The organism is Streptomyces sp. RKAG337, from assembly GCF_023701715.1.
GTDB lineage: Bacteria > Actinomycetota > Actinomycetes > Streptomycetales > Streptomycetaceae > Actinacidiphila.
On record NZ_JAJOZA010000001.1, the window covers coordinates 7,471,193 to 7,496,391 of the forward strand.

Consider the following 25,199-nt stretch of genomic DNA (forward strand, 5'->3'; position numbering starts at 1 on the left):
CCTTCTGGTCACACGCATATGACGGCTCACCATAAGGGCGACCATGGGTCGGTGCGCCAGACGGCGTGCGGTGGCGTCCCGCTCTTCGACCTGAACAGAGGGTGGTGATCAGGTCGGCCCGCAGCCACAGCCAGTGCCGTAGCCGGAGCCGGTGCCGGCCGATCGGCGGGAGAGAGGTCCCGGTAAGCTCACGTCCCCATGGACCCGAGTACAGGAACAGAGTTGGTCGGCATCCCGTCAGGGCGGGTGACGCTGTCGGACCGGCGGACACAGCGCAGTTGGTCGGTGGAGGTTGCGCCGTACGAGCTGGCGGCGTGCCCGGTCACCCAGGCGCTGTACGCGGAGATCACCGACCGAAGCCCGAGCACCGCTCAGGGCGACCGGCTGCCCGTCGAGAGCGTCTCCTGGTGGGACGCGGTCCGGTTCTGCAACGCCCTGTCCCAGCGCGACGGTTTCACACCCTCCTACCACCTTCACGCCGACGGCGAGGGCATCGACTGGGACACGTCCGCCGACGGGTACCGGCTGCCGACCGAGGCCGAGTGGGAGCACGCCTGCCGCGCGGGTACGGACGGACCCCGTTACGGCCCGTTCGACGAGATCGCCTGGTACCGCGGCAACTCGGACGAACGGGTCCATGACGTGGGCGGTAAACAGCCCAACCCGTGGGGCCTCTACGACATGCTCGGCAATGTCTGGGACTGGTGCTGGGACGTCTACGACGCCGAGGTCTACGGCACGTACCGCGTCCTCCGCGGCGGGGGCTGGTTCGACGAGCACTGGAGCTGCCGCGCCTCCGCGCGCCGCCGCAGCCACCCGACCTTCCAGGTCGACGACGTCGGGTTCCGCGTCGCACGTTCCGTCGCGCACGCGCTTCCGGCGTGACCGGTTGAGATGGTCCCACCGTGTCGGTCGCAGCCGCGCGTTCGCGACTGCGACCGAGTCGGTTCGCCTACCTGATGCGGCAGAGCGTCAGGCGGCGGCGCAGGCCGTGACGGCAGCTGCGGTCGCGGTGGCCGCGGTTTCGGCGGCGGCGACTCCGGCGGTGGTGGACGTCACCGCGGCCGCCGCGGCGGCGGTCGCCGTGCCGGCCGCTGTGGTGAGAGCGGTGGCAGGCGCCCCGGCCGCGACCGCGGCGGCGAGCTCCTTGACAGCGGCGGCCGCTGCGGCGGCATCCGTTTCGGCGGCCTTCGCGGCGGCCGCGGCGTTGGCGCTCGACGCGGCGGCCGCGGTGGTGGACGCGGCGCAGGCCGCCGGGTCGGCGAGCACCGCCGGGGCATGGTTCGCCGATGCCGTACCGGCGGTGAGTGTGGCTGCGCCGGCAGGTGCCACGGCCAGCAGGGCGCTTCCGGCGATGAACGTGCCGACGGCGAACGACGCGAGGGAGGTGCGGCAGATCTTCATGAGGGCTTCTTCCCGGTCAGGGAGCAGCGGGCCCCGCATGCCTGGCGGAAGCCGGCACGCGGGAAGCGAGCCGGCGGGATCCGCCGGTCACCTCTGAAGAGGAACATCGAAAACCCTGCACGGCGCGTTCGGACCCTCCGCGGAGCCGGTGCACGCGGGTCGGGTCTGTGGGCCGTCTGCCGAGGAACACCCGGTCGGGGTAGGTGGGGGAAGGACACGGACGAAAATCGGACATTGGTCCGAATGCCCCGAGGCCCGCGCCCGAGGCCCGCCCCCGAGGTCCACTCCCTGTGCCCGCCCCCGACGCAGCGTCAGGGCCGGACAGCGGGCTCTAGCCCCACTCCTCCGAGCCGCCCCCGCGCCAGCTCACCTGTGACGCGTCCGCGGTGTCCAGGTCGTCGAAACCCGCGCGCCGGGCGAACTCGACGACGTCCGCGACGGAGTACGCCTTGCCGACATTCACCTTGTTGATCCAGACACGGCGGAACGGCCTGTCGGCATGGTGGACATCCCACACGATGACCGACGGCGTCACGAGCCGCGCGCCCGGGTCCATGCATCCAGGCTGCGCCTTCGCCGGGCGATGCGCACCTCGGGCGTCCGGAAGTCCCTGGATCTTGTGCGACACCTGCCAGTAAGTTGATCGGTGCGTCTGACGAAATACGGCCACGCCTGTGTGCGCCTCGAAATCGGTGACCGAGTGCTCGTGATCGACCCGGGCACCTTGTCCGAGGGGGAGGCATTTCCGGCCCGCGGGTGAAGCTCGCCGAGGCCGTCGAATTCGCCCGGGCGGTGGGGCCGGCGCGCGCGTTCCCCATTCACGAAGCCCATCTGAGTGCCATCGGTCTGGAGAGCTTCGACTGGTGGATGGCCACGAAGGGCGGGACGGACTATGCGCGCATCCCGCTGGGGGAGTCCGTCGACCTCCCGTAGCGTCGGCCTCCCGTAGTCCGGTTCAGGCCCGTGATGCGGTGGCCGCTAGGGCCGGTACACGTACGGCGTCGTGGTGGTCAGAGCGCTGAACCCGAGGTTCCGCAGGATCGGGCGGCTCTGGTCGGAGGCATCGACCTGCAGATAGCGATAGCCGAGTTCGGCGGCGATGGCGGCTCGATGGGCGACCAGCGCCCGGTAGATGCCCCGGCCGCGCCAGGCGGCCACGGTGCCTCCGCCCCAGAGGCCGGCGAAGTCGGTGCCCGGGAGCAGTTCCATCCGCGCGGCGGACACCGGCAGGTCGCCGGCCATCGCGAGGACCATGCTGAAGGTCTCCGGCCGTCCCGCCAGCTGGGAGTGCAGGCGGTGCCGAAGCCGGTCGGCGCTCGTGCCGAAGGCCTGTTCATGGACGTCCGCCGCGAGATCCACGCCGGACGGACCGGTGACCGGCCGCAACCGCACGCCCTCCGGTGGTTCGACGACGGTGGAGAGGTCGTCGATCGGGGCGACCATCACGGTCTCCTCGGCCTCGGGGGAGAACCCCGCGGCCAGCAGCCGCCCGGCAAGGTCGCCGGGCCGGTCATGGCCGTACAGCTTCCATTCGAACTCGCGCCCGAGCGCGCCGAAGTGCCGGACCTGTGCCGCGATCGCCTCGTCCGCCGTGGTCCCGTCGAGATCGGACCAGACGACGCCGTTCCAGTCGTCGTTCCCGGCGCCGACCTGTCGCACCACGTCACCGGTCCGTTCGATGCGCGCAGCGGGATCGTCCGCCTGCGCGTCCCGTCGCATCTGCCGGTCGAACAGGGCGAGTACCGCTGCGTGATCCATCAGCTCAGTTCATCACCGAACGGACAACGGGGGCAACCGCGATTCTCCGGCGGATCCGGCGGATCCGGCCGTCGGCGCGCGTCCGGCGGTCGAACGCGGTCTCCTGACACGTCGGCCCGGCACGGCTAGTGTGCGATCCCTAGATCCCAATGCTGATCCAAAGGGGCATGACGTGACTTCCGTCGACGGATTCAAGCTGCTTGCCGAGGCGCACAGTTACCTGCGCACGGCCGTGCTCGGGGTGCCGGAGGACGCCTGGGGGAACCCGACTCCCTGCGCTGAATGGACGGTTCGTCAGGTCCTCAACCACGCGCGGCTCGACCAGCAGGCGCTCGTCATCCAGATCGCCGAAGTGGGCCGGCCGGCCGACCCCTTCGAGCCGGCGGACGCGCTCGACGCCGACCCGGTCGGGCAGCTCGACGAGGTGCTGGCCGCGGCGACCGCCGCCTGGGTCTCGGTCGGTCGGGACGCCGAGAACGTACCGACACCCTTCGGCCCGATCCCGGCGTGGCAGGGAACCGGGGCGGCCGCGCTGGATGCCGCTGTTCACGCCTGGGACATCGCCAGGGCCACGGGCCAGGAGCTGCCGCTCACGGCCGACCTGGCGGAGGGACTGCAGGTGATCGCCGATCTGATCGTCGATTTCATCCGCGACAACTTCCACAAGTTCGGGCCCGCCCTTCCGGCCCCGGAGGGGGCGACCGCCGCGCAGAAGTTGCTCGCGTTCACCGGCCGCGACCCCGAGTGGGCTCCCGCGGTGTGATCCCGGCCGAACCCGTGGTCGTCGATGATTCCGACGATGCCGCGCGCCGCCTGGACCGTGGGCAGCGAGGTGTCGTCGGGACCACGGGAGCAGGGGGGCTTCATGGATTTCCCACCTTGAGCGTGAGCGGGGTGATGCCCTGTCCCACGCCATACACCTGTGCGAGACGGCCGCCATCCTCGAGGACTGCGTCAGCGGGACGCCCTTTCCGCAGCATCCGCGCGCCCTGAACGAGCTCGGCGAGGCGGCGCTGGAGTATGAGGGCCAGGGGGAAGCCCTCATCTGGCGCTACGCCAGTGCGTAAGCGGTCCTGAGCATCACGCTCCTGAACCGGCTGGTGAGCAGAGAACCGCCGCTCGACGCGGATACCGTTCACCAGCTCTGCCGGGAACCCACGCTCGGCGGGTTGTGCGCGGCCCTGTCGATCCCGTCGAGCCGGCTCATCGAGCCGTCGGACGGTGAACAGCAGGATCCAGGGCAGACACCCTGCGATCGCCCTGAGTACGGCCGGAGGCAGCGTGCCGGCCGTGCGGATTGCACGACCGGTCACGCTCCCGATGGCTTTTCCGTCAGTGCCGGTGCAGGGTCTCGAGCGCCTCGACGAGGATCTTGGGGTCGTGCCCGCCCTTGTAGACGGGCGGCGGCTGCTTGTCGAGGCCCAGTAGGCCGGCGACGGCGGTCCAGGCGGTGCGTACGGAGTACTCGACGGTGAAGACGACGTCGTCGGGCACCTCGGCGTACTGGCCGATGAAGGCCAGGTTGGTCGACCCCGCGGGGACGACCTGGGGGCGGTCGCCCGCCTGGCGGACCAGGAACTGGCTGGTGATGTACGGCATCATCGCGGGGAGCACGATCGATCCGTCCAGGATCTCCGGGCGCTGCTCGAAGCGCAGGTGCCGCAGCACCTCGTCGAGGATCTCCCGGCCAGTGCATTGCGACATCGGCTTCTTGACGAAGTCACCCTGCTTGTCGGGGAACAGGGCGTAGCCCCACCACACGAAGGTGTCCTCGGACTGCTCGTGGAAGTGCGGCTGGTGGTTGAGGACGATGGTCAGCAGCCAGTTGGATTCCTTGAACGTGATCAGACCGCCCTTGCCGGCCTCGCTGCCGCTGAACTCCTCCATCAGCTTGAAGAAGACGGGATCCTTGGTGGTGACGGTGAACGACTCCCAGGTGGAGTCCGCGGTGCTGGAGTCGAACGCCGAGGGGTTGCCCAGCCCCGGGCGCTTGGCCGCGAGCGTCTCCCACAGCTGCCAGGAGCCACTGGTGCTGGTGGTGTCCAGGACCGGGGCCGCGTCGGTGGAGCCGAGGGTCGAGTTCGCCGTCATCGAGCCGTTGGTGACCATCGCCAGATCGCCGGCGTCCAGGGTGACCACCTCGGTCCTCCCGTCCCGGACCCAGGTGATGGTCTCGACGGTGAGGGCGGCGCCCGGGGCCAGTCCGAGGTCGGTGACCCGGGTGTCCAACTGCACGGTCACCCCCTGGTCGGTGAGCCATTTCAGCAGCGGGCGCACGATCGAGTCGAACTGGTTGAACTTGGTGCGGTAGATCCCGGACATGGTGTCGAAGGTCTTGAAGAGGTGGACGAAGCGGTTGAGGTAGCGGCGGAACTCGATCGCGCTGTGCCAGGGCTCGAAGGCGAACGTGGTGCACCACATCGCCCAGAAGTTGGTGGTGAAGAACTCCTCGTGGAAGCAGTCCGAGATGCGCTTGCCGTCCAGCAGCGTCTCCGGGGTGCCCACGCACTTGACCAGTTCCAGCCGGTCACGCTCCGAGAACGTCATCGAGTGCGCGTCGATGATCTGCCCCTCGGCATCCACCAGCCGGGCATGGTCGTTCCACGCGAAGTCCTCGTGGAAGGCGAAGGTGTCCTCGGTGACCGATTTCGACGGATCGTCGAGGGACGGGATCGAGGAGAGCAGGTTGTAGGTGCAGTCGAAGTGCACCTCGAACATGCGCCCGCCGCGCATCGTGTAGCCGGTCTCGGGAGAGCCCGCAGCGTCCAGGCTGCCGCCCTCACGGTCCTGCTCCTCCAGGATCACGATGTCGGCCCCCGAGAAGCCGCCTTCGCGGATCAAGAACGCCGCCGCCGACAGCGATGCGATCCCGCTGCCCACCAGATAGGCCTTCGCCATGTCCGTCCCTCACCTGTCGTCCGTCACTTGGGTCCCCGGGCCTGTGACCACGACTTTCCCCAGGGAGCGATGCGGTAGGGAGGCGTACCCGTTCGGCCGCGCCGCGACGCGGGGGGCACGGCCGGGTCCCCGGTTCGGCCGATAGGGCGCCCGCAGCGCCGGCCCCGTAACGCGCGGCCTTCCGCCCCGGCCATTCGCCCAGTTGCGGTGGGGTTACCGGGACGGGTCGGCGACCGGGGAGGCTTCGCCGAGGTCGGCGCCGTGATCGGCGTCGCGCAGGGTGTCGCCGGTGCCGCGCCAGTCCAGGCACATGACCGTCGCGTCGTCCTCCAGATGCCCGTCGTGGGCGCTGATGACATGTTCGATCAGGATGCGGGCGGCCTCGCGGGGGTGGAGGTCCTGGGTACGTTCGATGAGCTCGGGGAGGTCGATGTCGGTGGCACTGCGTTCCATCACCCCGTCGGTGAGCATCACCAGCCGGTCGCCCGCCCGGATGTCCAGGGACTGCACGGTGTAGGTGTGGGGGTTCTGGAACCCGAAGGGCATGTTCACGGCCGGCTGCAGCTGTTCGACCTTGCCGTTGCGCAGGAGCAGCGGCCAGGGGTGCCCGGCGTTGATGAACTCGTTGCGCCCGTCGAGCAGACTGATGCGCAGCAGTTGTCCGGTGACATAGCGGCCGCCGCTGTGGTCGATCACGGCCCGGTCGGCCTGTCGCGCCTGCTCGGCCAGGTCAGCGCCCTGCCGGCGGGCCCGGCGCAGGGCGCCGACCAGGAGGGTGGCCAGCAGCGCCGCCTGTACGTCGTGGCCCATCGCGTCGGTGACCGACAGCTGCACGTAGTCGCGGTCCATGACGTAGTCGAAGGTGTCCCCGCCGACGAACTCGGCCGGTTCCAGGGCGCCGGCCACCGAGAACTGCGCTGCCTCGCACGCCAGAGACGCGGGAAGGAGCCGGTGCTGGATCTCGGCGGCCAGGCTCAGCGGGGTGGTGCGCCGGCCCCACTGGTACAGGTCGGTGAACGGACGGTTCGCGATGACGATGTAGGCGAGGGCGTGCGCGCTCTGACTGATCTCCCGTATGACCGCGGAGTCCGGGTGGCCGGGGAGGTACAGCTCCAGGAGGCCGATGGCGTCCCCCCGGTTGGTCACCGGCGCGATCACCCGGGTCCAGGTTCCGTCGCCCAGCTGCTCCACATCGGGGCGCTGAGTCCTGATCACCTCTTCGTACACGGTGCCCGGCACGGCGATCGGGTCGGCGGGACGGTCGACGTCGATGCTGTCCACGGACCCGAGCCGCACCACCGCACTGCCCGTGAAGTCGGTGATCAGGAACGAGACCGAACGGGCACCGAGCTGCTCCCGCAGTGCGGCGGCGATGACGTCGACGGACTCCACCGGCGGCGCGGCCTCCGCCGCCTCCAGCGCCCTGCCCAGACCGTCGGATCTGCCGACCGGCATCGCAGCCCTCTTTCCGCGGTGCACCGCCGCTGTACGTGGATCCGCCGACCGTAGCGTAGACGCCGGAGCGGCCCGGTGACCCTGAGGCGCGACCGCGGGTCGTGTCCGGTGGCTCCTGACGCCGTCGAATGGCTTGATTCCGCTCCCAACTTCAAGGTCTGAACCATTGACCGCCTTCCCCGCAGACGCAATTCTGTTGCGGGCGGCTTACGGCCGGCTGAACCACGATCCGTAGGGTGAACGGCAATAGTGGAGGAAGACCCGAATTGACGTATGCAACGGGCGGGTTACGCAGATCCAGGATGATGTCGGCGCTGCGTCACCGGGTTCCGGTGGCGGTCACGTTCGCGCTGGTGGCCACCATCCTCGCCGTTCCGCAGGGCGCCTCGGCGCACGAGCCTTATCCGGACCCCTCGCTGCCCGTCGCGACGCGCGTCAGCAGACTGCTGGCGACGATGACGCTGGACGAGAAGATCGGCCAGATGACCCAGGCCGAGCGGGCGAGCGTCAGCAACGCCGACATCACCGACTTCGCCCTCGGCTCGCTGCTGTCCGGCGGCGGCTCGGCCCCGTCCCCGAACAACGCGACGAGCTGGGCCGACATGTACGACGGTTTCCAGAACGCGTCGGTGGCCAGCCGCCTCGGCATCCCGCTGATCTACGGCGTGGACGCGGTGCACGGCCACAACAACGTGGCCGGCGCCACGATCTTCCCGCACAACATCGGACTGGGCGCCACCCGCGACCCGGCGCTGGTGCAGCAGATCGGCCGGGCGACGGCCGAGGAGGTCTCGGGCACCGGCATCGACTGGGACTTCTCACCCTGCCTCTGTGTGGCGCGTAACGACCGGTGGGGCCGCACCTACGAATCGTTCGGCGAGAAGCCGGAGATCGCCACGTCCATGAGCACGTACATCACCGGTCTGCAGGGCGGCACGCTCGGCGGCGCGGCGTCCGTGCTCGCCACGGCGAAGCACTTCATCGGCGACGGCGGCACGACCAACGGCACCGACCAGGGCAACACCCAGATCAGCGAGGCCGAGCTGCGGGCGATCCACCTGCCGCCGTTCCAGGCCGCGGTGCAGAAGGGCGTCGGCTCGGTCATGATCTCGTACAACAGCTGGAACGGGGTCAAGGACCACGGCAACCAGTACCTGATCACTACGTTGCTCAAGGGCGAACTGGGCTTCTCCGGATTCGTCGTGTCGGACTGGAACGGTATCGACCAGATCGACGGCCAGGCCGGGTTCACCGCGGCCGAGGTCGCTCAGGCGGTCAACGCCGGGATCGACATGGTCATGGTGCCCACCGCCTGGAAGTCGTTCATCAGCATGCTGCGCGGCGAGGTGCAGGCCGGGCGCGTGCCCATGTCGAGAATCGACGACGCGAACCGCCGCATCCTGACCAAGAAGTTCGAGCTGGGTCTGTTCGAGCACCCGCTGACCGACCGCGGCTACACCTCGACCGTCGGCAACGCGGCGCACCGGGCCACCGCCCGCCAGGCCGTCCGCGAGTCCCAGGTGCTGCTGAAGAACTCCGGCAACGTGCTGCCTTTGGCGAAGACGAACAACAAGATCTTCGTGGCGGGCTCGAACGCCGACAACATCGGCAACCAGAGCGGCGGCTGGACGATCTCATGGCAGGGCGCAAGCGGTGCGACGACGACGGGCACGACGATCCTGCAGGGCATCCGTGCCCAGGCGGCCACCGGCAGCACCGTCACCTACAACCAGGCCGGGACCGGGATCGACAGCTCGTACAAGGTCGCGATCGCCGTCGTCGGCGAGACCCCGTACGCAGAGGGGGCCGGTGACCGCCCGAGCGGCATGGGCCTGAGCACCGCCGATCTGAACACCATCGCCAAACTGCGGGCGACGGGAGTCCCGGTCGTCGTCGTGATCGTCTCGGGACGGCCGATGGATCTCGCCGGCCAGCTGCCGAACTGGAACGCGCTCGTCGAGGCATGGCTGCCGGGAACCGAGGGCAACGGCGTCTCGGATGTGCTGTTCGGCGACTACGCGCCCACCGGCAAACTGCCCGACACCTGGATGCAGTCCGCGAGTCAGCAGCCGATCAACGACGGCGACGGCAAGCCCGCGCTGTTCCCGTACGGCTTCGGTCTCACCTACGGTGCCGTTCCGGCGCCCAGCGCCTACCAGCTGACGCAGGCGGAGACTTTCGCATCCCAGTCGGGTACGCAGAACGAGGCCTGCACCGACACCGGTGGCGGTACCGATGTGGGTTACATCGCGGCCGGCGACTGGATCGACTACGGCAGTCTCGACTTCGGCGCGACCGGCGCGGCCTCGGTCACCACGCGGTTGGCCTCGGGCGCGGGAGTCACGGGCACGGTGCAGTACCGGCTCGACAGTACGACGGGTCCGGTGGTCGCGAGCGTGCCGGTCGGCAGTACGGGCGGGTGGCAGAACTGGGCCAGCAGAACGACCGCCCTGACCGGGTCGGCGACGGGGGTGCACGCCGTCTACGTCACGTTCACCACCAGCGGCTCCGGTGACCTGGTCAATCTGAACTGGTTCCAGTTCGCGCACTGACGAGGCCGTCCGGCCGCACTTCCCGGGCGCCGGTGCCCGCGCCGCTCCTCGCGACCGGTCACCGGCGCCCGCGCCGTCCGGATCACTTCTCCTCTCCTTTACGTTAGTGGCACTAACGGTATAGCGTCGTCCCATGGTCACCGTCAGCGTCATCGATTCCCACATCGCCTACGCCGAGAGCGGCGAAGGCGGCCTGCCCGTGGTGTTCCTGCACGGCAACCCGACCTCCTCGCACCTGTGGCGCAACGTCACCCCGCACATCGCAGGACAGGCCCGTGCGCTGGCGCCGGACCTGATCGGCATGGGCGCCTCGGGCAAGCCCGACATCGATTACAGCTTCGCCGACCAGGCCCGCTATCTGGACGCCTGGTTCGAGGCACTGGAGCTGCGCGAGGCCGTCCTGGTCGGCCACGACTGGGGCGGCGCCCTGGCTCTGGACTGGGCAGCCCGTCACCCGGAGCGGGTGCGCGGCATCGCCCTGCTGGAGACCATGCTCAAGCCGCTGTCCTCCGAGGAGATGCCGCCGCCCGCACGCTCCCGGTTCGAGGCGTTCCGCACCCCCGGAGTCGGTGAGCAACTGGTGCTCGAGGAGAACGTCTTCATCGAGACCGCCTTCAAGGGCGGCGTCCTGACCCCGCTCAGCGAGGCCGAAGTCCAGCCCTATCGCGCCCCCTACCCGACCCCGCGCAGCCGCCGCCCCCTGCTGGCCTGGCCGCGCATGATGCCGATCGACGGCGAACCGGCCGACGTCGTCGCCCGCATCACCGACTACGACACCTGGCTCGCCGCCAGCGCCGACGTCCCCAAGCTGCTGCTGACCTTCGACTCCTCACCCACCCTGCTGATCGGCGAGGACATGATCGCCTGGAGCCGGGAGAACATCGCCGCCCTGGAGGTCGAGCACTGCGGCCCGGCCGGGCACCATGCCCCCGAGGACCAGCCCGACGCGATCGGCCAGGCGATCGCCCGCTGGCTGACCGCACACGGGCTGACCTCGAACGGCGCCGGCCAGGAGCGGAGCAGGGCGCGAGTGGCTCAGGAGAGCCGGTCGGCGTAGCGGGTGGGTCCGGCTCTACGGCGCGGCGGCGAGGACGGCGTCGGCCACGGACGTGCGGGCGTAGAGCACCGAGCGGCCGGCCCGGTGGGCGCTGACCAGGCCCGCATCGCGCAGGGCGGTGAGGTGCTGGGACGCCGCGGGTGCGGTGAGCCCCGTACGGCGGGCCAGGTCCGTGGTGGAGGCCGGAGTCTCCAGTTCGGTCAGCAGCAGGGTCCGCGAGCGGCCGAGCACGGCCGCGAGGGCGTCGGTCCGCGGGATGGGCCGGGACTCCCACAACGCGCCGATGCCGCGCGCAGGATAGGCCAGTTGTGGCGGCTCCGGCAGTGTGACCCGGGTGAGCAGGCCCGGGCCGGTGAAGGCCGACGGAATCAGCAGCAGTCCCGCCCCGGCGGTCTGCCGGGACAGCGTCCGCTGCCGGCGGGCGAGCCGTAGCGCGTTCTCGTCCCAGCTCACCGACGTGTGCAGATCGTTGAAGAGGCGGCCCACGCCGTGTTCCGCGACCTGCCGGGCCCGGTAGAACACATCAGCGTCGAGCACGGCCCGGATCCGCGCCCAGTAGGGGGCGATCGCCACTTCCCAATAGGTCTCGATCTCTTCCGCGACCCGGACCATGCGGGCCTGCGGTTCGGCGTACAGGGCCCGCAGGCGCGGGCCGGGAGGACCCTGGTCCTCCTGGATGCGGTCGAGTTCCCGGCGTACCCGGTCGACCGGTGTGGCCAGAACGCCGGCCAGCTCCTCCGCCAGCGTGGGGGCCGGTCCTATCGGCGCCGGGTTGAGGAAGTCGGGAACGTAACCCGTGGGCGGGATCAGCTCGGCGAGCCAGCCCCGGTCCAGGCCGGCGGCCGCGACCCGCGGCCGGACCTGCTCGATCCAGGGCTGGTGCACCGGATGGGCGGAGCCCGAACTCAGCAGCCGGAAGCTCGTTCCGGCCTCCCACATCGGGGAGATGGAGAAGCGCATCTGTGCCAGATCGCTCGCGGAGAACGCCAGCTCCGCCAGCACGGTCCCTCCCATGATTCAGACATACCTTAATCAATGGCCCGTAGCCTACAGGGCGGCCATCATCCCGGCATGACCTCACGGACGATGACCGCAACGACCATGACACCCCCAACGGACCAGCGCACCTGGGTGCTCGGCGACCTCACCGTCAACCGGATCGGCTTCGGCGCGATGCGGCTGACGCAGAACGGCGCGGCGTTCGAGGCCGGTGCCGCCCCCAGCGATCGCGGCCGCGCGATCGGTGTGCTGCGGCGCGCCGTTGAGCTCGGGGTGAACCACATCGACACCGCCGCGTTCTACTTCTCGCCGCTGCGCTCCGCCAACGAGCTGATCAACCAGGCACTGGCCCCCTATCCGGACGACCTCGTCATCACCACCAAGGTCGGCCCGAGCCGGGACGCGTCGGGTGCGTGGCAGCCCCACGCCACGCCTGAGCAACTCCGCGGCCAGGTCGAGGAGAACCTGCGCCAGCTCGGCCGCGACCACCTCGACGTGGTGAACCTGCGGATCGTCGGCACGGATTCGATCGCCGAGCGCTTCGGCGCACTGGCCCGGCTGCGCGACGCCGGGCTCATCCGCCATCTGGGCCTGTCCAACGTGCGCCCGGAACACCTCGCCGAGGCCCGGGCCATCGCGCCGGTGGTGTGCGTACAGAACCTGTACGGCCTCGGGGTACGGCCCGACCAGGACGAGTTCGTCCGGCTCTGCGGTGAGCAGGGTGTCGCGTTCGTGCCGTTCTACGCGATCGCCGGAGCCGGGCGCGAGGCCGGCGCCGGCGGCGCCGACGGCGAGGCGGTGCTCGCCGTGGCGCGCGCCCACGGGGCGAGCACGGCGCAGGTCCGGCTCGCGTGGACGCTGCACCGCGGTCCGCAGGTGCTGGCCATCCCCGGCACCGGAAACCCGGACCACGTCGAGGAGAACGTGGCCGCCGGAGCACTGCGCCTGTCCGAGGGCGAACTGGCCGTCCTGGACGCCTTCCACCAGGGCGGGGTGTAGGCGGCGTCACACCTTGTGGACGAAGGCCCGTCGGAGAGCGTGGTACGGCCGGCCGGGGTCGTCGAAGATCTGCCGCATCCGGCTGAGTTCCTCCTCGCGGTATGCAGCCAGCGGCTTCGCCGCCTCCGCGGCGTCACGCTCCGCCTTCTTCGCCGCGATCCGGGTCATGGTCGAAGGCATGGCGGCCAGCCGCGCGGCGAATTCGCCGACCTGCCCGGCGAATTCCCCCGGGCCGGTGTCGAACAACCGGTCCACCAGCCCGAGCCGCTGCCCGGTCGCGGCGCTCACCGGTAGCGCCCGCTCGGTGAGCTGCTCGGCGACCGAGGCGCCGACCCGGCGCGGCAGGGAGTACGTCCAGTACTCCGAGCCATACAGTCCCATCCGCCGGTAGTGCGGGTTGAGTACGACGCCGGTCCTGCACCAGACCTCGTCAGCGGCCAGGGCCAGCATCACCCCGCCCGCCGCCGCGTTGCCGCCCAGCGCGGAGATCACATAGCGGTCCGTCGTGGTCAGGATCGCCTGCACCACGTCGTCGATCGCGTTGATGTTGGCCCAGGACTCCGCGGCCGGATCGGGCGCGGCCTCGATGACGTTGAGGTGGATGCCGTTGGAGAAGAAGTCCCGGCCGCCACCCAGGACCAGCACCGACGTCGGCCGCGTGCACGCGTAGCGGTAGGCGGCCAGCAGACGTCGGCAGTGGGTCGTGCTCATCGCGCCGCCGGGGAACGAGAATCCGAGGAAACCGGTGTCCCCGTGCTCGCGGTAGTGGATGTCGGTCCAGGTGCGGCGGCCGTCGGGTGTGCCGTCGAGGGGGAAGGGCAGTTCCGGCACCGGCGGCAGCCGTTCCCCCAGGGCGGTTGTCGCGGGCAGCGAGAACGTCGGCGGCTGCCCCGGAACCCGTCGTGGCCGCAGCCGCGGGATCCATACGGCGCCGTCACGGGTCGCGCGGCAGATCGCGCCCGCGCGGGTGGCCAGTACGTCGCCGGGGGCGCCTGTCAGGGCGTCCTCGGGGTGGCCGCCGTGCAGGAACCACTGAGCGCCGAGGAGATCATCCAGGACCCCTGGCTGCGAGTCGGCGGAGCGCAGCTTGCGGGCCACCGTCTCGGTGCTGTCCGCGGCCCAGTCGATACGCCGTGTCTCCTGGCGCAGACAGGGCCGGGCGGTGACGGTGATCCCCTCGTCCGGGTCACTCTGCGAGCGGGGGACGAAGGTGCCCGAGGCGAAGCGTTCCACGGCCAGCAGCACGGCTTCGAGCGCCGCGTCGGAGACCTCATTGCGGTACAGATCGCTCTTGCCCACCTGGGGAAGCGAACAGGACACCGAGGCCCAGACGTCCCCGGCGTCCATCTCGGCGTTGGCGCGCAGAACGGTCACGCCCCACTGGTCGACGCCTTCCTGCACGGCCCAGTCGAGCGAGGACGGCCCGCGGTCGCCCAGCGGGCCCGGGTGCACGATCAGGCAGGTGTGCGCGGACCACACCTGCTCCGGGATCGCCTCCTTGAGCATCGGTGCCACGATCAGCGCCGGCCGGTGCCGTTCCAGCGCGTCGCGCAGCGCCCCCTCCTCGCAGGAGTGTTCCACCGCAACGGTGTGGCCCCGGTCCGACAGCTCGACGTACACGCGCTGCGTCAGGCTGTTGAACGCACCGGCGAGCAGCAGGATGTTCATGGCGACCTCCAGCGGATCCCGTGGGAGGGAAGGTGAGGACCCTGACCGGAGATCCTTGCGCGCCGGCCGCCGCCCACGACCGACGCGCGCCCGCAAGGTCACCCGAACGACGGCGCCACATGGCCCCGTCACCCGCCCGGTTCCACCCTCACCGAGCCATGCTGCTGTGCGTGTCGCGCTGTCGGGCCTCCAGGGACTCGACGCGTGCGACCTGGTCCTCGGTGAGCACGTCGCACACCCAGTCCCAGTGCAGGGCGACGCGGTCGCCGGGGGCGAGCCCGTCGAGCAGTGTCCTGCCGCCGGTCGACCAGCGCACCACCTCCTGCCGCTGCGGCCCGGTCCCGACCGTGGTCCCGCTCCAGTTCAGCGGGCTGGAGGTGACGGTCGCCGACTCACCGTGGACGTTCAGGACGACACCGGTGCGGATGCGGCATTGGTCGAGGACGGTCAGAGCGGTCGGGTTGTTGCCCGTGCGGAGCAGGTGCGCCCACGGGTAGACGTCGAAGACCTGGAAGCTGTGGTGGGCGAGGGCGCGGTGTGCGGCCTCGCGCCAGGTGCCGCCGATCTGGCCACGGAACCGGTCCAGCATGCGGTCCACCAATGCCGCGGAATCGGCCTGTTCCAGCAGGTCGTTGCCGATCCAGTAGGCCTCGACCACCCGCTCGTCGAGCGGATCGGCGATTCCGGCCGCTTCCGCGAGGAATTCGAGGTAGCACCAGGCGCCCTCGAACTGCCGCGCCCGCCGCTCGATTCCGGCGATCGCGCCGGAGTCGAGCAGGGCGGACGCGTCGGCAGGACCGCAGTAGCCGAGCTCGTTGGGCGGGTAGGCGTATCGCGCGAACAGGAGCGCGCCCCGAGCGCTCATTCAGCAGATCCTCGGGAGCTGTTCGCCGATGGGAAGGCCGATCACCCGGGTACCGCCCAGCCCGGTCCTGGCGACCACCATCCCGGGGTGATCCGCTCCGCAGGTGCCGATCCGGCGCGCCGACCGGCCCAGCGGGTGCGCCCGCAGCGCCTCCAGCACCTGATCCGCCGACTCGGCGGGCACGATGGCGAGCAGCTTGCCCTCGTTCGCCACCTGCAGCGGATCGAGCCCGAGGAGACTGCAGGCGTCCCGCACCGTCTGCGGGACGGGCAGGTCCCGTTCCACGAGGTCGATGCCGACCGCCGACGCACGGGCGATCTCGTTCAGCGAGGCCGCGACCCCGCCGCGGGTCGGGTCGCGCAGGACATGCAGATCCGCACCCGTGGCGATCATGCCGGCGACCAGGCCGTGCAGGGCGGCGGTGTCGCTCTCCACGGTGGTGCCGAACTCCAGACCCTCGCGGCAGCTCATCACCGCCACACCGTGCACCCCGATGTCGCCGCTGATGAGCACGGCGTCGCCGGGCCGCGCGCGACGCGGGTCGATGTCGACCCCGTCGGCGATCACCCCGATGCCCGCGGTGTTGATGTAGACGCCGTCACCGCTGGCGCTGTCGACGACCTTGGTGTCCCCGGTGACCAGACGGACGCCCGCGGCCTGCGCGGCCGTGCCCATCGCCTCGGCGATCCGGCCGAGTTCACTCAGTTCGGTGCCCTCCTGGAGGATGAAGGCGGTGGAGAGGAACAGCGGTGTCGCGCCCGACATCGCCAGGTCGTTGACGGTTCCGTTCACGGCCAGGTCACCGATCGACCCGCCGGGGAAGAACATCGGCTTCACCACGAACGAGTCGGTGGAGAAGGCGAGCCGGGTGCCGCCGATGGACAGGACGGCCGAGTCGCCCAGTTCCGCCGCCGCGGCCGCGCCGTACGCGGGCAGGAACAGATGCTCGACCAGTTCCCCGGACATCACCCCGCCGCCTCCGTGCCCCATCACGATGGTCGGAGTGTCCCGCAGCGGGACGGGGCAGACCCAGCTCTCGAAATCGAGGTCGCCCACACGGTGCATCGCATCAGTCACTTGGCATCGACCAGTTCCAGTCGGCGGTAGGTGTAGTACGCGGCACAGGCGCCCTCGGACGACACCATCGTCGCGCCCAGCGGGTTGCGCGGGGTGCACTCCTTGCCGAACGCCGCGCACTCATGCGGCTTGATCAGCCCCTGAAGGACCTCGCCCGCCCTGCACAGCGCCGACTCGGCCGTATGGATGCCGGTCACGTCGAACCGGAGCTCGGCATCGAACTCGCGGTATTTCGCGGACAGTTTCCAGCCGCTCCGCGGGATCATCCCGATGCCCCGCCACGTCCGGTCGGTCACCTCGAACACATCGCGCAGCATCTCCATGGCGGGGACGTTGCCCTCGTCGCGTACCGCGCGGGGGTAGGCGTTCTCCAGTTCGTGGCGGCCCTCTTCGAGCTGGATGACCGTCCGGCGGATGCCTTCGAGGATGTCCAGCGGCTCGAAGCCGGTGACCACGATGGGGACCTGGTACTTCTCCGCCAGCGGCGGGTACTCGGAGGTACCCATCACGCTGCACACATGCCCTGCGGCGAGGAAGGCCTGCACCCGGCAGGTGGAGGATTCCATGATGGCCCCGATGGCCGGCGGCACCAGGACATGGGAGACCAGCAGCGAGAAGTTCCGCACCCCCAGGCGCTTGGCCTGGTACACGGTCATCGCGTTGGCCGGCGCGGTCGTCTCGAAGCCGATCCCGAAGAAGACGACCTCCCGGTCCGGGTTCTCCCGGGCCAGTTTCAGTGCGTCCAGCGGCGAGTACACCACTCGGACGTCCCCGCCGGCGCTCTTGACGGCGAACAGGTCCTGGCTGCTGCCCGGCACGCGCAGCATGTCGCCGAAGGAGCAGAAGATGACTCCCGGGCGGGCCGCGATGGCCAGCGCCCGGTCGATGATCTCCAGTGGTGTCACACAGACGGGGCAACCCGGTCCATGGATCAACTCAACTCCGTCGGGCAGCAGTTGGTCGATGCCGTGCCGGATGATCGAATGGGTCTGACCCCCGCAGACCTCCATCATGGCCCACTGCCGGGTGGTGGCGGCATGGATCTGGTCCAGGAGCTTCTTCGCCAGGTCAGGGTCGCTGAACTCGTCGAGATACTTCATCTGCCGGCTCCTTCCGGGGCTTCCTTGTGCTTGGCCGCGAGTTCGAACCCGTCGCCGAACTCCTCCGCCAGGATTCCGAGCCGCTCGAAGTCGGCCAGGGTGTTCTGGGCCGACCGCTCGTCGAGGCGCTGGATGGCGAACCCGACATGCACGACGACGTACTCACCGATCGTCACATCGGGGATGTACTGCAGGCACACCTCTTTCTGCACCCCGCCGAAATCGACCTGGGCCATCAAGGTGCCGTCGACTTCGGCGGTACTGAGGACACGCCCCGGAACTGCCAGACACATGGTCCCTCTTCTCTGTGAATCCCGAAATCCCTGGGTATCCGGGTGGAGCCCGGTGGATCCGTCCGAGCCCCGGGGGTCAGCCCGAAGCGGCGATCAGCAGCTGGCCGAGGGCGATGCCACCGTCGTTCGGGGGGAGCAGCCGCGGCCGCAGGACGGTGAACCCCCGGCCGGTCAGCATGCGCTGCGCCTCCTCCAGCAGCACGGCGTTCTGGAAGACACCGCCACCGAGTGCCACCACCTCCAGGCCGCTCTGCGCACGGCAGATCTCCGCGAGGTCGACGATGAGTACGGCGACGGACGTGTGGAAGCGGGCGGCGATACGTTCCGCGGAGGTCCCGGCGCGTACGTCGTGCACCACCGCGCGGATCACCGGCCCCGGGTCGGCGACGGCGGGATGCGCGCCGTTCGCGGACCGGACGGCGAAGGCGTAGCGGCTCTCCGTCCCGTCGCCGTCCGCCGATGCGGCGCGGGCCAGGCCTTCCAGCGCGATGGCCGCTTCGGCCTCGTACTCCACCTGCTGCCGGACCCCGGTCAGCGAGGCGACGGCGTCGAAGAGCCGGCCCATGCTCGAGGTGGGCACACAGCCGAAGCCGCTCTCCAACTGGTGTGCCAGGACGTCGCGTTCTCTGGAGGGGCAGGCGGCGACGGCCGGCAGGTCGTCCTCCCAGGCGACCCCGGCGGCGCGCAGGTGGGCGAGCGCCATCCGGTAGGGGCGCAGCACACTGGCGTCGCCGCCCGCCAGGGGCACGTAGCCGAGGTGTGCCGCCCTGCGGAACGACTTGTAGTCGGCGATCAGTACCTCGCCGCCCCAGACCGCGCCGTCGGTTCCGTAGCCGGTGCCGTCGAAGGCGACGCCGATCACGCTCTCGCCGGCGCCCAGCCCGTGCTCGCCCATCACGGACGCGATGTGCGCGTGGTGGTGCTGCACCGTTCGCACCGGCCTGTCGTGTGCGTGGGTACGGGCCCAGTCGCCTGACCGGTAGTCGGGATGCCGGTCGGCCACCAGCTGGCGGGGGTCGACGCCGGTGAGGCGTTCGAGGTGGCTCTCGGTCCTGGTCAGTGCCTCGACGGTGGACAGGTCGTCCATGTCGCCGATGTGCTGACTGACCCAGGCGTAGCGGCCTTCCCCGAGCGCGCAGGTGTTCTTCAGGTCCGCGCCGACCGCGAGTGTCGGCGGTACGTCGAACGGCAGCGCGAGGGGCAGCGGCGCGTAGCCGCGGGATCTGCGGATCGGGAGCTCCGCACCCGCGACGAACCGGCTGACCGAGTCGTCGCACGGGACATGGATGGGCCGGTCGTGCCGCAGCCAGCCGTCGACCAGCGGAGCCAGGGTGGTGAGGGATTCGGCGTCGTCGGTGACGATGGGCTCGCCGGACAGATTCGCGGAGGTCATCACCAGCGCGTCCGGGCCCGGCCGATCGTCCCCGATCCCGAAGAGCAGAACGTGCAACGGGGTGTAGGGGAGCAGCAGCCCGAGGTCGGGGTTGCCCGGCGCCACGGCGTCGGAGACCCCGGCCCCCGGCTCCTTCCGGAGCCGGGGCAGGAGCACGATCGGCTTGCGGATGCCGGAGAGCAGCTCCCACTCCTCCCCGGTCATGGTCACCAGCTGTTCGGCGACCTCGGGACCGGAGACCATGACCGCGAACGGCTTGCCACCGCGCTGCTTACGGCGTCGCAGCTCGGCCACGGCCGCGTCGTTGCGGGCGTCGCACGCGAGGTGGTACCCGCCGAGTCCCTTGATCGCGAGGATCCTGCCGTCGGAGAGCAGTTCCCGTGCGGCTCGCAGGGCGTCCGCACCGTGCTCCGGGTGCCCGCCGTCCTTGCGGATCAATTCCAGCCGGGGTCCGCAGGCGTGACAGGCGATCGGCTGGGCGTGGAACCGGCGGTCCGCCGGATCGTCGTACTCCGCCCGGCAGTCGTCGCACATGTCGAACGCCGCCATGGTCGTGGCGGCCCGGTCGTACGGGGTACCGGTGACGATCGTGAAACGGGGGCCGCAGTGGGTGCACGTGATGAACGGATGGCGGTACCGGCGGTTCTCCGGGTCACCCATCTCGGTGAGGCAGTCCTCGCAGGTGGCGACATCGGGGGAGACGAGCGTGCGGGCGCGGCCGCCGTCGCTGGAGTCCTCGATGGTGAACTCCGTACCGCCACGCGTCGGCTGCTCGGAATCCCGCACGCTCTCCACGATGGCGAGCGGAGGGGCGTCCGTGCGCAGCCGCCGCCCGAACTCCGCCACCGCCTCCGCGTCGCCCTCGACCTCGACGACCACACCCGCGCTGGTGTTCGCCACCGAGCCGGCGAGGGCCAGTTCCGAGGCGGTGACGTAGACGAAGGGCCTGAACCCCACACCCTGGACGACACCGTGCACCTCGAACCGGCGCCGGGTCCGGCGGGTGCGGGCCTGGCCCATCATCTCCAGGCCCGAGAGGGCCTCGCGGGCCTTCTCCTGGTCGATGATCTCCATCGCGAAGCCCATGTGCAGCAGGACCCAGTCGCCGGGGCCGGGTGCCTCGTCGAGCATGCCGATGTTGATCCGCCGCTGCGCGCCCTCCACGTCGACCAGTGCGAGCTGCCCGGCGAACCCGTCCACGATCTCCACCACTTGACCGGGAATGCCAAGGCACATGATCAGGACCTCCGGGGAACGGCGGACGGGGCGGTCTCGGTGGGTTCGGGCGGCAGCAGACGACGGATCAGCCGGTGCACCGCCTCGATCGCGTCGGGTACCGCGGCGCAGACAGCCTCACTGAGCCCGATGCCCTCTTCGATTCCGGCGGGAGTACAGCCCACGAGGTAGGTGACGGGAAGAGTACCGCCCAATTGATCCAGATTTGCCAGAACTGACACCGGATTCATGCCATGCGCGTCGAATTCACCCGTACCGAGGTGCTCAGCGGTGATCTCCAGCACCGTCACCTCCCCGGCAGGCCCGCCTCCGGGGTAGGTGTCGACCAGCACCAGGGCGTCGTACCCGTTGAGCAGGTCATAGGCGAGATGCATACCGCGGATCCCGTAGTCGACCACCTGGACCCGTGGCGGGAGGCCGTCGGGTCCGGCCAGCCGGCGCACCACCTCCGGTCCGAAGCCGTCATCGCCGAGAAAGAGATTGCCGACGCCCGCGACCAGCACGCCGCCGGCCACGTCAGGACTGACCTTCGGTGGCCGGGGCGGTGGACACGGGCGCCTGCTGTGCGCGGGGCACGCCCGCGACCGGGCCCGCTCCCTCGCTCACATCGAACGCATTCTCAGATACCTGCGGATGTCGGGGATCGATTTCACTCCCACAGCCACGGCGACCAGCGCCACGGCCGCGGCCACGCCTGTGGTGATCATGCCCAGGGTTCTCATGGGGTCTCCTCTCGGTGTTCCATGGGGCTCTCGACGGGCAGGGGTTCCAGCTCGTCGGGGGCGAAGTAGAAGTAACGGCCGTACCAGTCGTGCAGGTCCGAGGCCGGATCGTCGACGAGGACCAGGGCGACGTGCACCGCTCCGTCGACATCCGAGAGCACCGCGGTCACCCGAGCCACCTGGTCGGCGAAGAACAGGTCCTGCGCGTCGGCGCGGCGGGACGGGTGCACCCGGACGAGGCTGCCCTTCGCCACCCGGACGCCGTCGATGACGACCGCGTCGGACTCCGGCCGCACCGCGGCATCGGTCGCGGGATCCCACCAGGGGACGCCACCGGTGTCGAAGGGGTCGGAGTCGAAGGGGGCCGACGTGTCGGCAGGAGACGGACCGGCGGGGGACGGACCCGCGGGAGCCGACCGCGGGGCGTGCGGATCGCGCAGCAGACCGTGGAGCTGTTGCAGGTCCGCGGGCGACATGCCGTCGCAGCGATCGATGATCTCCCGTGCCCGGGGGTCGGTGGCCCGGGCCTCCGCCTTCTCCGCGTCGGTCATGGTCATCACACGAAGCGTCAGGATCTCGTCGATCTCCGTGGAGTCGAACAGGGCGCCGGCGCTCTGTTCCGCCACCTCCGGGTAGTCGTACAGGATGATGGGCGCACCCAGCACGGTGTCGGTGGACCCGCTCGGGCCGGCCAGCACCGGCCAGCACCGCCGCTGCCGACAGCGGCCGGCCGCACCGGCCGCCTCGTCGGCGGGCTCGAGCAGGGAGACGAACCCGGCCCCGTGCGCCTGCAGGAGCAGGTGCGAGCCGATCAGCGAGGCGCGGATCGCGGAGTCCTTGTCGGAGGCGGTGTCCGGGTGCTCGTTGTCCACCGACACCGACAGCCGGACGAATCCGTCGTCGGCCGTCCAGCGGGTACGGATCCGGGCGGCCAGTGGCTGCCGGCGGCGCACGATGCGGCCCACCTCGGCGCCGCTCAGGTCCGTCAGGGGTTCGGTCTCCGACCCGCCGGTGACGCGGTGCAGCTGATCGAGCTCCTGGTGCCAGGCGAGTGCGGGCAGTGTGACTTCCCGCTCCACCGCCTCGTCCCAGCTCAGCACCGACACGCCGTCCACGACGAGCTGCTCGACCGGGGTGTAGCCGCCGTCCTCGTCGCGCCGTTGCACTTCGCGGACCTGCAGCTGGAGGAAGCGCAGATGGATCGTGACGCCACCGGGCGGCTCGTGCGGAGCCGTGAGCAGGCACTGCATCTCCATGCCCGGATCCTCGCTGAAGCTCGCGGCGGACGCGGACGGCGGCCCGAGGACTCCGAACTGCCAGCGTGACTGGTTCTTGTGCGAACTCGCCCGGTACGGGTAGAGCAGATACCCCTCGTAGAGCACCGCGTCGGCGATCGTGCGGACGTGATCGAGGCTCACCGGGCCGGCGGGGCTCAGCGCGTTCACGGGACCACCTCGCCGATGTCGGCCAGCAGGGTGCGCACGGTCTCGTCCCAACTGATCAGCCCGCGCCTGGCGCGGAAGTCGGCGATGCGGTCGAGCACGTCCTGGTCCAATCTGATCCAGCCGGAGTTGGGGAAGTAGGACGCGATCATCCGCCGCCACACCGTGACCGGCATCTGATGGCGGGCCTCGCAGTCCCAGGGCACCTGCCGTACACCGAAGCCGGCGGTCCCCTTGGTGAACACCGTGCCCGAGAAGAGCAGGGTCAGCGGCACCGAGCCCTCGCCGAGAGCATGCAGATAACGGGAGCCGATCACGTCGAAGTCGTACGTGCAGGGCAGGGCGAGGTCCACCTCGGTGGCGCCGGTGAACCCCTGCACCGTTGTGTTGCACTGCATCCAGAGGAAGGGCTTGAGGGTGTCGGACCAGCGCTCCCGATCCCCGAACAGCCCGCGCAGCCCGTCCTGTTCTGCGACGTCGTAGTGCCGTCGCTGCGGCTCGATGCGGACCTGGCAGCGCAGAACGATCGCGTGGATCCGCTCGCCGCTGTCCTCCTCGATCCGCAGCCGCGCGGTGAGTTGCGGCGCGACGGCGTACGGCTCGGCGACGACGTCGAGTACGGAGAAGCCGAGGCCGCTCACGACCGGTCGTCCAGGGTCGCGGGCCGGCTGCGCCCCGCCACGTAGGCGAAGAACACGTCCATCGCGTCGTGCGCCTCGCGGCCGCCGTCGAAGCCGCGCCACAGGGACCGGAGCCTGCCGACCAGTTCGTAGCAGGCGTCGATGGGCACCAGGTGGCAGGACCCGCCGCCGCCGTCTGCCCGGCGCACCAGCAGCGCCTCCACATCGGGGCGCAGGACGGCCAGTTCGGGGTTGGCCTCCACGATGGTGTCCCAGGCGTCCAGCGGCAGTTCGGACTCGGTGGCGCCCGCAGGACCCGGATAGAACGCGATGGTGCGGTCCTGGATGGAGTTGCGGAACAGGAAGGCCAGCCCGACCGGGATCTGCAGGGTGTCCCAGGTCCGTTCGTCGACGGTCGGACCGTCGAAGGACAGAAACCGCTCGGGGACCGCGCGATAGCGCAAGTGCGCGTCCTGATCGCTGAACAGCAGGTAGCAGGCCCGGCAACTGCACATCAGAGCCCGGCTCTCCAGGTTCACCACATGCGAGTGACCCGGGTCGATCGACTCCGCGCACATCTCGCAGCGTTCTCCGGCGGCCGGCTGCGGACGGTTGCGCGTCACCCGGAGCAGCGAGGCCACAGGTGACGCCGAGCGGCTTCCGCTGATCATGTCGCCGCCGGGGTGGGTACGGCGAGCGAGACGGTCGCACCGTCCGCGAGCAGTGGCAGCGGGTCCAGGTGCAGATCCTCCGCCTCGACGCAGGCACCGGCCCGCCGCACGTCGTAGTGCGCAAGGCAGGCGGGACACCGCAGCACCCCGTCGCCCGAGGCGCCGCCCAGCCGCCGGGCCAGTACGGCGCCCTCCAGCGGCCGCTCGCACCGGGCACAGCGGTCCCGGAAGGCGAACAGGTCCGAGCCGATGCGGCAGGCCAGCACCGGGACGAGCCCGGCGGTGAACCGTGTGACGGCACCGGATTCGAGGCCGGCCAGTTCCGGGACGAGCTCCCAGGACGAGCCGGAGTCGTCAGGAGCGGGAACGGTCTCGTGGAGGCGGGAGAACAGCGCCTCGACCGGGACCATCGGCCCGGCGGCTCCGGACTCCTCGTCGGCGGTGGTCTCGACCTCGATCGTGGTGATCTCGGGAGCGGCCGCCTCGACGGCCCCCTGCACGGCGAGCTTGAGGGTGGCCGAGGAGGACGGACAGCCGTCGCAGCTGCCGAGCAGCCGCAGCCTCACCACACCGTCGTCGGACACACCGAGCAGCTCCACGTCGCCGCCGTGCGAGCCCAGATAGGGCCGTACGCTCTCCAGCGCCTTCTCGACGCGGGTCTCCACGCTGTACGGGTGCAGGCCGTGCACGAGCAGCAGACTCGCGACCAGCTCGTCCGCGGCGAAGGAGGCCAGGACGTCATCGGTGAGACGGCCCTGCTCGTGAAGGAGGTCGAGCAGCTGTTCCAGCCCGGCACCGTAGAAATCGGTGACGAGCCGGACCAGTTCCTCGCTGCGTTCACGCGCGATGGCACCCCCCGACGCGCTGGCGGCGATCAGGGTGTCGATGCGCTCACCGGTCGCCCGCCAGTCGGACGGCGTGGCGGCGGACGGTACGGGGCCGGCCGATGCCGCTTCGGGCGCGGGCGATGCTTCGCTGTGCTCGGCCACG

At 70.4% G+C, this 25,199-nt stretch carries 25 protein-coding genes and 1 pseudogene; 7 read left to right on the forward strand and 19 right to left on the reverse strand.

The genetic code is table 11. The annotated features are described in order from the left end of the window. The first annotated feature begins 198 nt into the window (after positions 1–198). Positions 199–885, forward strand: coding sequence for a formylglycine-generating enzyme family protein (locus LNW73_RS33110; protein ID WP_250992517.1), 687 nt, complete (start codon positions 199–201; stop codon positions 883–885). An 87-nt stretch (positions 886–972) separates the two neighbouring features. Here LNW73_RS33110 and LNW73_RS33115 read toward each other — a convergent pair whose 3' ends face one another. After that, the gene (locus tag LNW73_RS33115) at positions 973–1,404 is read right to left on the reverse strand and encodes a hypothetical protein (RefSeq protein ID WP_250992518.1); all 432 of its coding nucleotides are present in this window, start codon (positions 1,402–1,404) and stop codon (positions 973–975) included. Between the two features lie 331 nt (positions 1,405–1,735). Beyond that, a complete protein-coding gene (locus LNW73_RS33120; RefSeq protein WP_250973994.1) occupies positions 1,736–1,960 on the reverse strand; it encodes a hypothetical protein in 225 nt (74 codons plus the stop codon). A 90-nt stretch (positions 1,961–2,050) separates the two neighbouring features. On the opposite strand from LNW73_RS33120, the pseudogene LNW73_RS36770 reads away from it, so the two are divergent. Continuing rightward, positions 2,051–2,146, forward strand: a pseudogene (locus LNW73_RS36770) (MBL fold metallo-hydrolase); the annotation flags it as partial. A gap of 14 nt (positions 2,147–2,160) precedes the next feature. After that, entirely contained in the window at positions 2,161–2,337 is a 177-nt protein-coding gene (locus LNW73_RS33125; protein ID WP_250992519.1) for a hypothetical protein, read from the forward strand. Between the two features lie 45 nt (positions 2,338–2,382). Here LNW73_RS33125 and LNW73_RS33130 read toward each other — a convergent pair whose 3' ends face one another. Next, positions 2,383–3,162, reverse strand: coding sequence for a GNAT family N-acetyltransferase (locus LNW73_RS33130; RefSeq protein ID WP_250992520.1), 780 nt, complete (start codon positions 3,160–3,162; stop codon positions 2,383–2,385). A 172-nt stretch (positions 3,163–3,334) separates the two neighbouring features. On the opposite strand from LNW73_RS33130, the gene LNW73_RS33135 reads away from it, so the two are divergent. Beyond that, positions 3,335–3,925: a TIGR03086 family metal-binding protein gene (locus LNW73_RS33135; protein WP_250973991.1), complete on the forward strand. Its 591-nt coding sequence runs from the start codon at positions 3,335–3,337 to the stop codon at positions 3,923–3,925. A gap of 100 nt (positions 3,926–4,025) precedes the next feature. On the opposite strand, the gene LNW73_RS33140 is transcribed toward LNW73_RS33135, so the two are convergent. The 3 genes from LNW73_RS33140 to LNW73_RS33150 form a co-directional block, all read right to left on the reverse strand. Beyond that, complete coding sequence (locus LNW73_RS33140) at positions 4,026–4,475, reverse strand: hypothetical protein (RefSeq protein WP_250992521.1); 450 nt, start codon at positions 4,473–4,475, stop codon at positions 4,026–4,028. A 19-nt stretch (positions 4,476–4,494) separates the two neighbouring features. Further along, entirely contained in the window at positions 4,495–6,060 is a 1,566-nt protein-coding gene (locus tag LNW73_RS33145; protein WP_250992522.1) for an oleate hydratase, read from the reverse strand. A gap of 213 nt (positions 6,061–6,273) precedes the next feature. After that, a complete protein-coding gene (locus LNW73_RS33150; RefSeq protein WP_250992523.1) occupies positions 6,274–7,515 on the reverse strand; it encodes a PP2C family protein-serine/threonine phosphatase in 1,242 nt (413 codons plus the stop codon). 332 nt (positions 7,516–7,847) lie between these two features. Between LNW73_RS33150 and LNW73_RS33155 the strand changes: the two genes are divergently transcribed. Next, a complete protein-coding gene (locus LNW73_RS33155) occupies positions 7,848–10,067 on the forward strand; it encodes a glycoside hydrolase family 3 N-terminal domain-containing protein (protein ID WP_250992524.1) in 2,220 nt (739 codons plus the stop codon). 133 nt (positions 10,068–10,200) lie between these two features. After that, positions 10,201–11,124 (forward strand): haloalkane dehalogenase, encoded by a 924-nt coding sequence (locus LNW73_RS33160; protein WP_250992525.1) that lies wholly within the window; start codon positions 10,201–10,203, stop codon positions 11,122–11,124. A gap of 15 nt (positions 11,125–11,139) precedes the next feature. Here the strand turns inward: LNW73_RS33160 and LNW73_RS33165 are convergent, their stop codons facing one another. Further along, positions 11,140–12,138, reverse strand: a complete 999-nt coding sequence (locus tag LNW73_RS33165; RefSeq protein WP_250992526.1) for an ArsR/SmtB family transcription factor — start codon at positions 12,136–12,138, stop codon at positions 11,140–11,142. A 57-nt stretch (positions 12,139–12,195) separates the two neighbouring features. Between LNW73_RS33165 and LNW73_RS33170 the strand changes: the two genes are divergently transcribed. Beyond that, positions 12,196–13,122, forward strand: a complete 927-nt coding sequence (locus tag LNW73_RS33170; protein ID WP_250992527.1) for an oxidoreductase — start codon at positions 12,196–12,198, stop codon at positions 13,120–13,122. Between the two features lie 6 nt (positions 13,123–13,128). Here the strand turns inward: LNW73_RS33170 and LNW73_RS33175 are convergent, their stop codons facing one another. From LNW73_RS33175 to LNW73_RS36520, 12 genes are all read right to left on the reverse strand, one after another. Continuing rightward, positions 13,129–14,790 (reverse strand): hydrogenase maturation protein, encoded by a 1,662-nt coding sequence (locus LNW73_RS33175; RefSeq protein WP_250992528.1) that lies wholly within the window; start codon positions 14,788–14,790, stop codon positions 13,129–13,131. Positions 14,791–14,938: 148 nt separating this feature from the next. Next, positions 14,939–15,655 (reverse strand): DUF6390 family protein, encoded by a 717-nt coding sequence (locus LNW73_RS33180; RefSeq protein WP_250992529.1) that lies wholly within the window; start codon positions 15,653–15,655, stop codon positions 14,939–14,941. After that, positions 15,656–16,720, reverse strand: a complete 1,065-nt coding sequence (gene hypE, locus LNW73_RS33185) for a hydrogenase expression/formation protein HypE (protein ID WP_374118244.1) — start codon at positions 16,718–16,720, stop codon at positions 15,656–15,658. Positions 16,721–16,728: 8 nt separating this feature from the next. Then, a complete protein-coding gene (hypD, locus tag LNW73_RS33190) occupies positions 16,729–17,832 on the reverse strand; it encodes a hydrogenase formation protein HypD (RefSeq protein ID WP_250992530.1) in 1,104 nt (367 codons plus the stop codon). After that, positions 17,829–18,125: a HypC/HybG/HupF family hydrogenase formation chaperone gene (locus LNW73_RS33195; protein ID WP_250973980.1), complete on the reverse strand. Its 297-nt coding sequence runs from the start codon at positions 18,123–18,125 to the stop codon at positions 17,829–17,831. Before LNW73_RS33195 ends, hypD begins: the two co-directional genes overlap by 4 nt. A 76-nt stretch (positions 18,126–18,201) precedes the next feature. Further along, positions 18,202–20,754, reverse strand: a complete 2,553-nt coding sequence (gene hypF, locus LNW73_RS33200; protein WP_250992531.1) for a carbamoyltransferase HypF — start codon at positions 20,752–20,754, stop codon at positions 18,202–18,204. A 2-nt stretch (positions 20,755–20,756) separates the two neighbouring features. After that, entirely contained in the window at positions 20,757–21,269 is a 513-nt protein-coding gene (locus LNW73_RS33205) for a hydrogenase maturation protease (protein ID WP_250992532.1), read from the reverse strand. 87 nt (positions 21,270–21,356) lie between these two features. Beyond that, complete coding sequence (locus LNW73_RS36775; RefSeq protein ID WP_374117127.1) at positions 21,357–21,476, reverse strand: DUF6893 family small protein; 120 nt, start codon at positions 21,474–21,476, stop codon at positions 21,357–21,359. Further along, positions 21,473–22,921 (reverse strand): hypothetical protein, encoded by a 1,449-nt coding sequence (locus LNW73_RS33210; protein ID WP_250992533.1) that lies wholly within the window; start codon positions 22,919–22,921, stop codon positions 21,473–21,475. Before LNW73_RS33210 ends, LNW73_RS36775 begins: the two co-directional genes overlap by 4 nt. Beyond that, the gene (locus LNW73_RS33215) at positions 22,918–23,559 is read right to left on the reverse strand and encodes a DUF6084 family protein (RefSeq protein ID WP_250992534.1); all 642 of its coding nucleotides are present in this window, start codon (positions 23,557–23,559) and stop codon (positions 22,918–22,920) included. The genes LNW73_RS33210 and LNW73_RS33215 overlap by 4 nt, the downstream gene beginning before the upstream one ends. Beyond that, a complete protein-coding gene (locus tag LNW73_RS33220) occupies positions 23,556–24,161 on the reverse strand; it encodes a DUF5947 family protein (RefSeq protein WP_250992535.1) in 606 nt (201 codons plus the stop codon). Before LNW73_RS33220 ends, LNW73_RS33215 begins: the two co-directional genes overlap by 4 nt. A 44-nt stretch (positions 24,162–24,205) precedes the next feature. Next, positions 24,206–25,198 carry a NifU family protein gene (locus LNW73_RS36520; RefSeq protein WP_250992536.1) on the reverse strand — a complete coding sequence of 331 codons (993 nt, stop codon included), beginning with the start codon at positions 25,196–25,198 and terminating at the stop codon, positions 24,206–24,208. Position 25,199: the final 1 nt, after the last annotated feature.

Coding starts and splice junctions, on each gene's coding strand:
- hypE (WP_374118244.1), bottom strand. CDS start 16,720: ATGCACCGTGTGGGCGACCTCGATTTCGAGAGCTGGGTCTGCCCCGTC.
- LNW73_RS33170 (WP_250992527.1), top strand. CDS start 12,196: ATGACCTCACGGACGATGACCGCAACGACCATGACACCCCCAACGGAC.
- LNW73_RS33165 (WP_250992526.1), bottom strand. CDS start 12,138: ATGGGAGGGACCGTGCTGGCGGAGCTGGCGTTCTCCGCGAGCGATCTG.
- LNW73_RS33150 (WP_250992523.1), bottom strand. CDS start 7,515: ATGCCGGTCGGCAGATCCGACGGTCTGGGCAGGGCGCTGGAGGCGGCG.
- LNW73_RS33130 (WP_250992520.1), bottom strand. CDS start 3,162: ATGGATCACGCAGCGGTACTCGCCCTGTTCGACCGGCAGATGCGACGG.
- LNW73_RS33180 (WP_250992529.1), bottom strand. CDS start 15,655: ATGAGCGCTCGGGGCGCGCTCCTGTTCGCGCGATACGCCTACCCGCCC.
- hypD (WP_250992530.1), bottom strand. CDS start 17,832: ATGAAGTATCTCGACGAGTTCAGCGACCCTGACCTGGCGAAGAAGCTC.
- LNW73_RS33195 (WP_250973980.1), bottom strand. CDS start 18,125: ATGTGTCTGGCAGTTCCGGGGCGTGTCCTCAGTACCGCCGAAGTCGAC.
- LNW73_RS33145 (WP_250992522.1), bottom strand. CDS start 6,060: ATGGCGAAGGCCTATCTGGTGGGCAGCGGGATCGCATCGCTGTCGGCG.
- LNW73_RS33115 (WP_250992518.1), bottom strand. CDS start 1,404: ATGAAGATCTGCCGCACCTCCCTCGCGTCGTTCGCCGTCGGCACGTTC.
- LNW73_RS36775 (WP_374117127.1), bottom strand. CDS start 21,476: ATGAGAACCCTGGGCATGATCACCACAGGCGTGGCCGCGGCCGTGGCG.
- LNW73_RS33120 (WP_250973994.1), bottom strand. CDS start 1,960: ATGGACCCGGGCGCGCGGCTCGTGACGCCGTCGGTCATCGTGTGGGAT.
- LNW73_RS33175 (WP_250992528.1), bottom strand. CDS start 14,790: ATGAACATCCTGCTGCTCGCCGGTGCGTTCAACAGCCTGACGCAGCGC.
- LNW73_RS33110 (WP_250992517.1), top strand. CDS start 199: ATGGACCCGAGTACAGGAACAGAGTTGGTCGGCATCCCGTCAGGGCGG.
- hypF (WP_250992531.1), bottom strand. CDS start 20,754: ATGTGCCTTGGCATTCCCGGTCAAGTGGTGGAGATCGTGGACGGGTTC.
- LNW73_RS33160 (WP_250992525.1), top strand. CDS start 10,201: ATGGTCACCGTCAGCGTCATCGATTCCCACATCGCCTACGCCGAGAGC.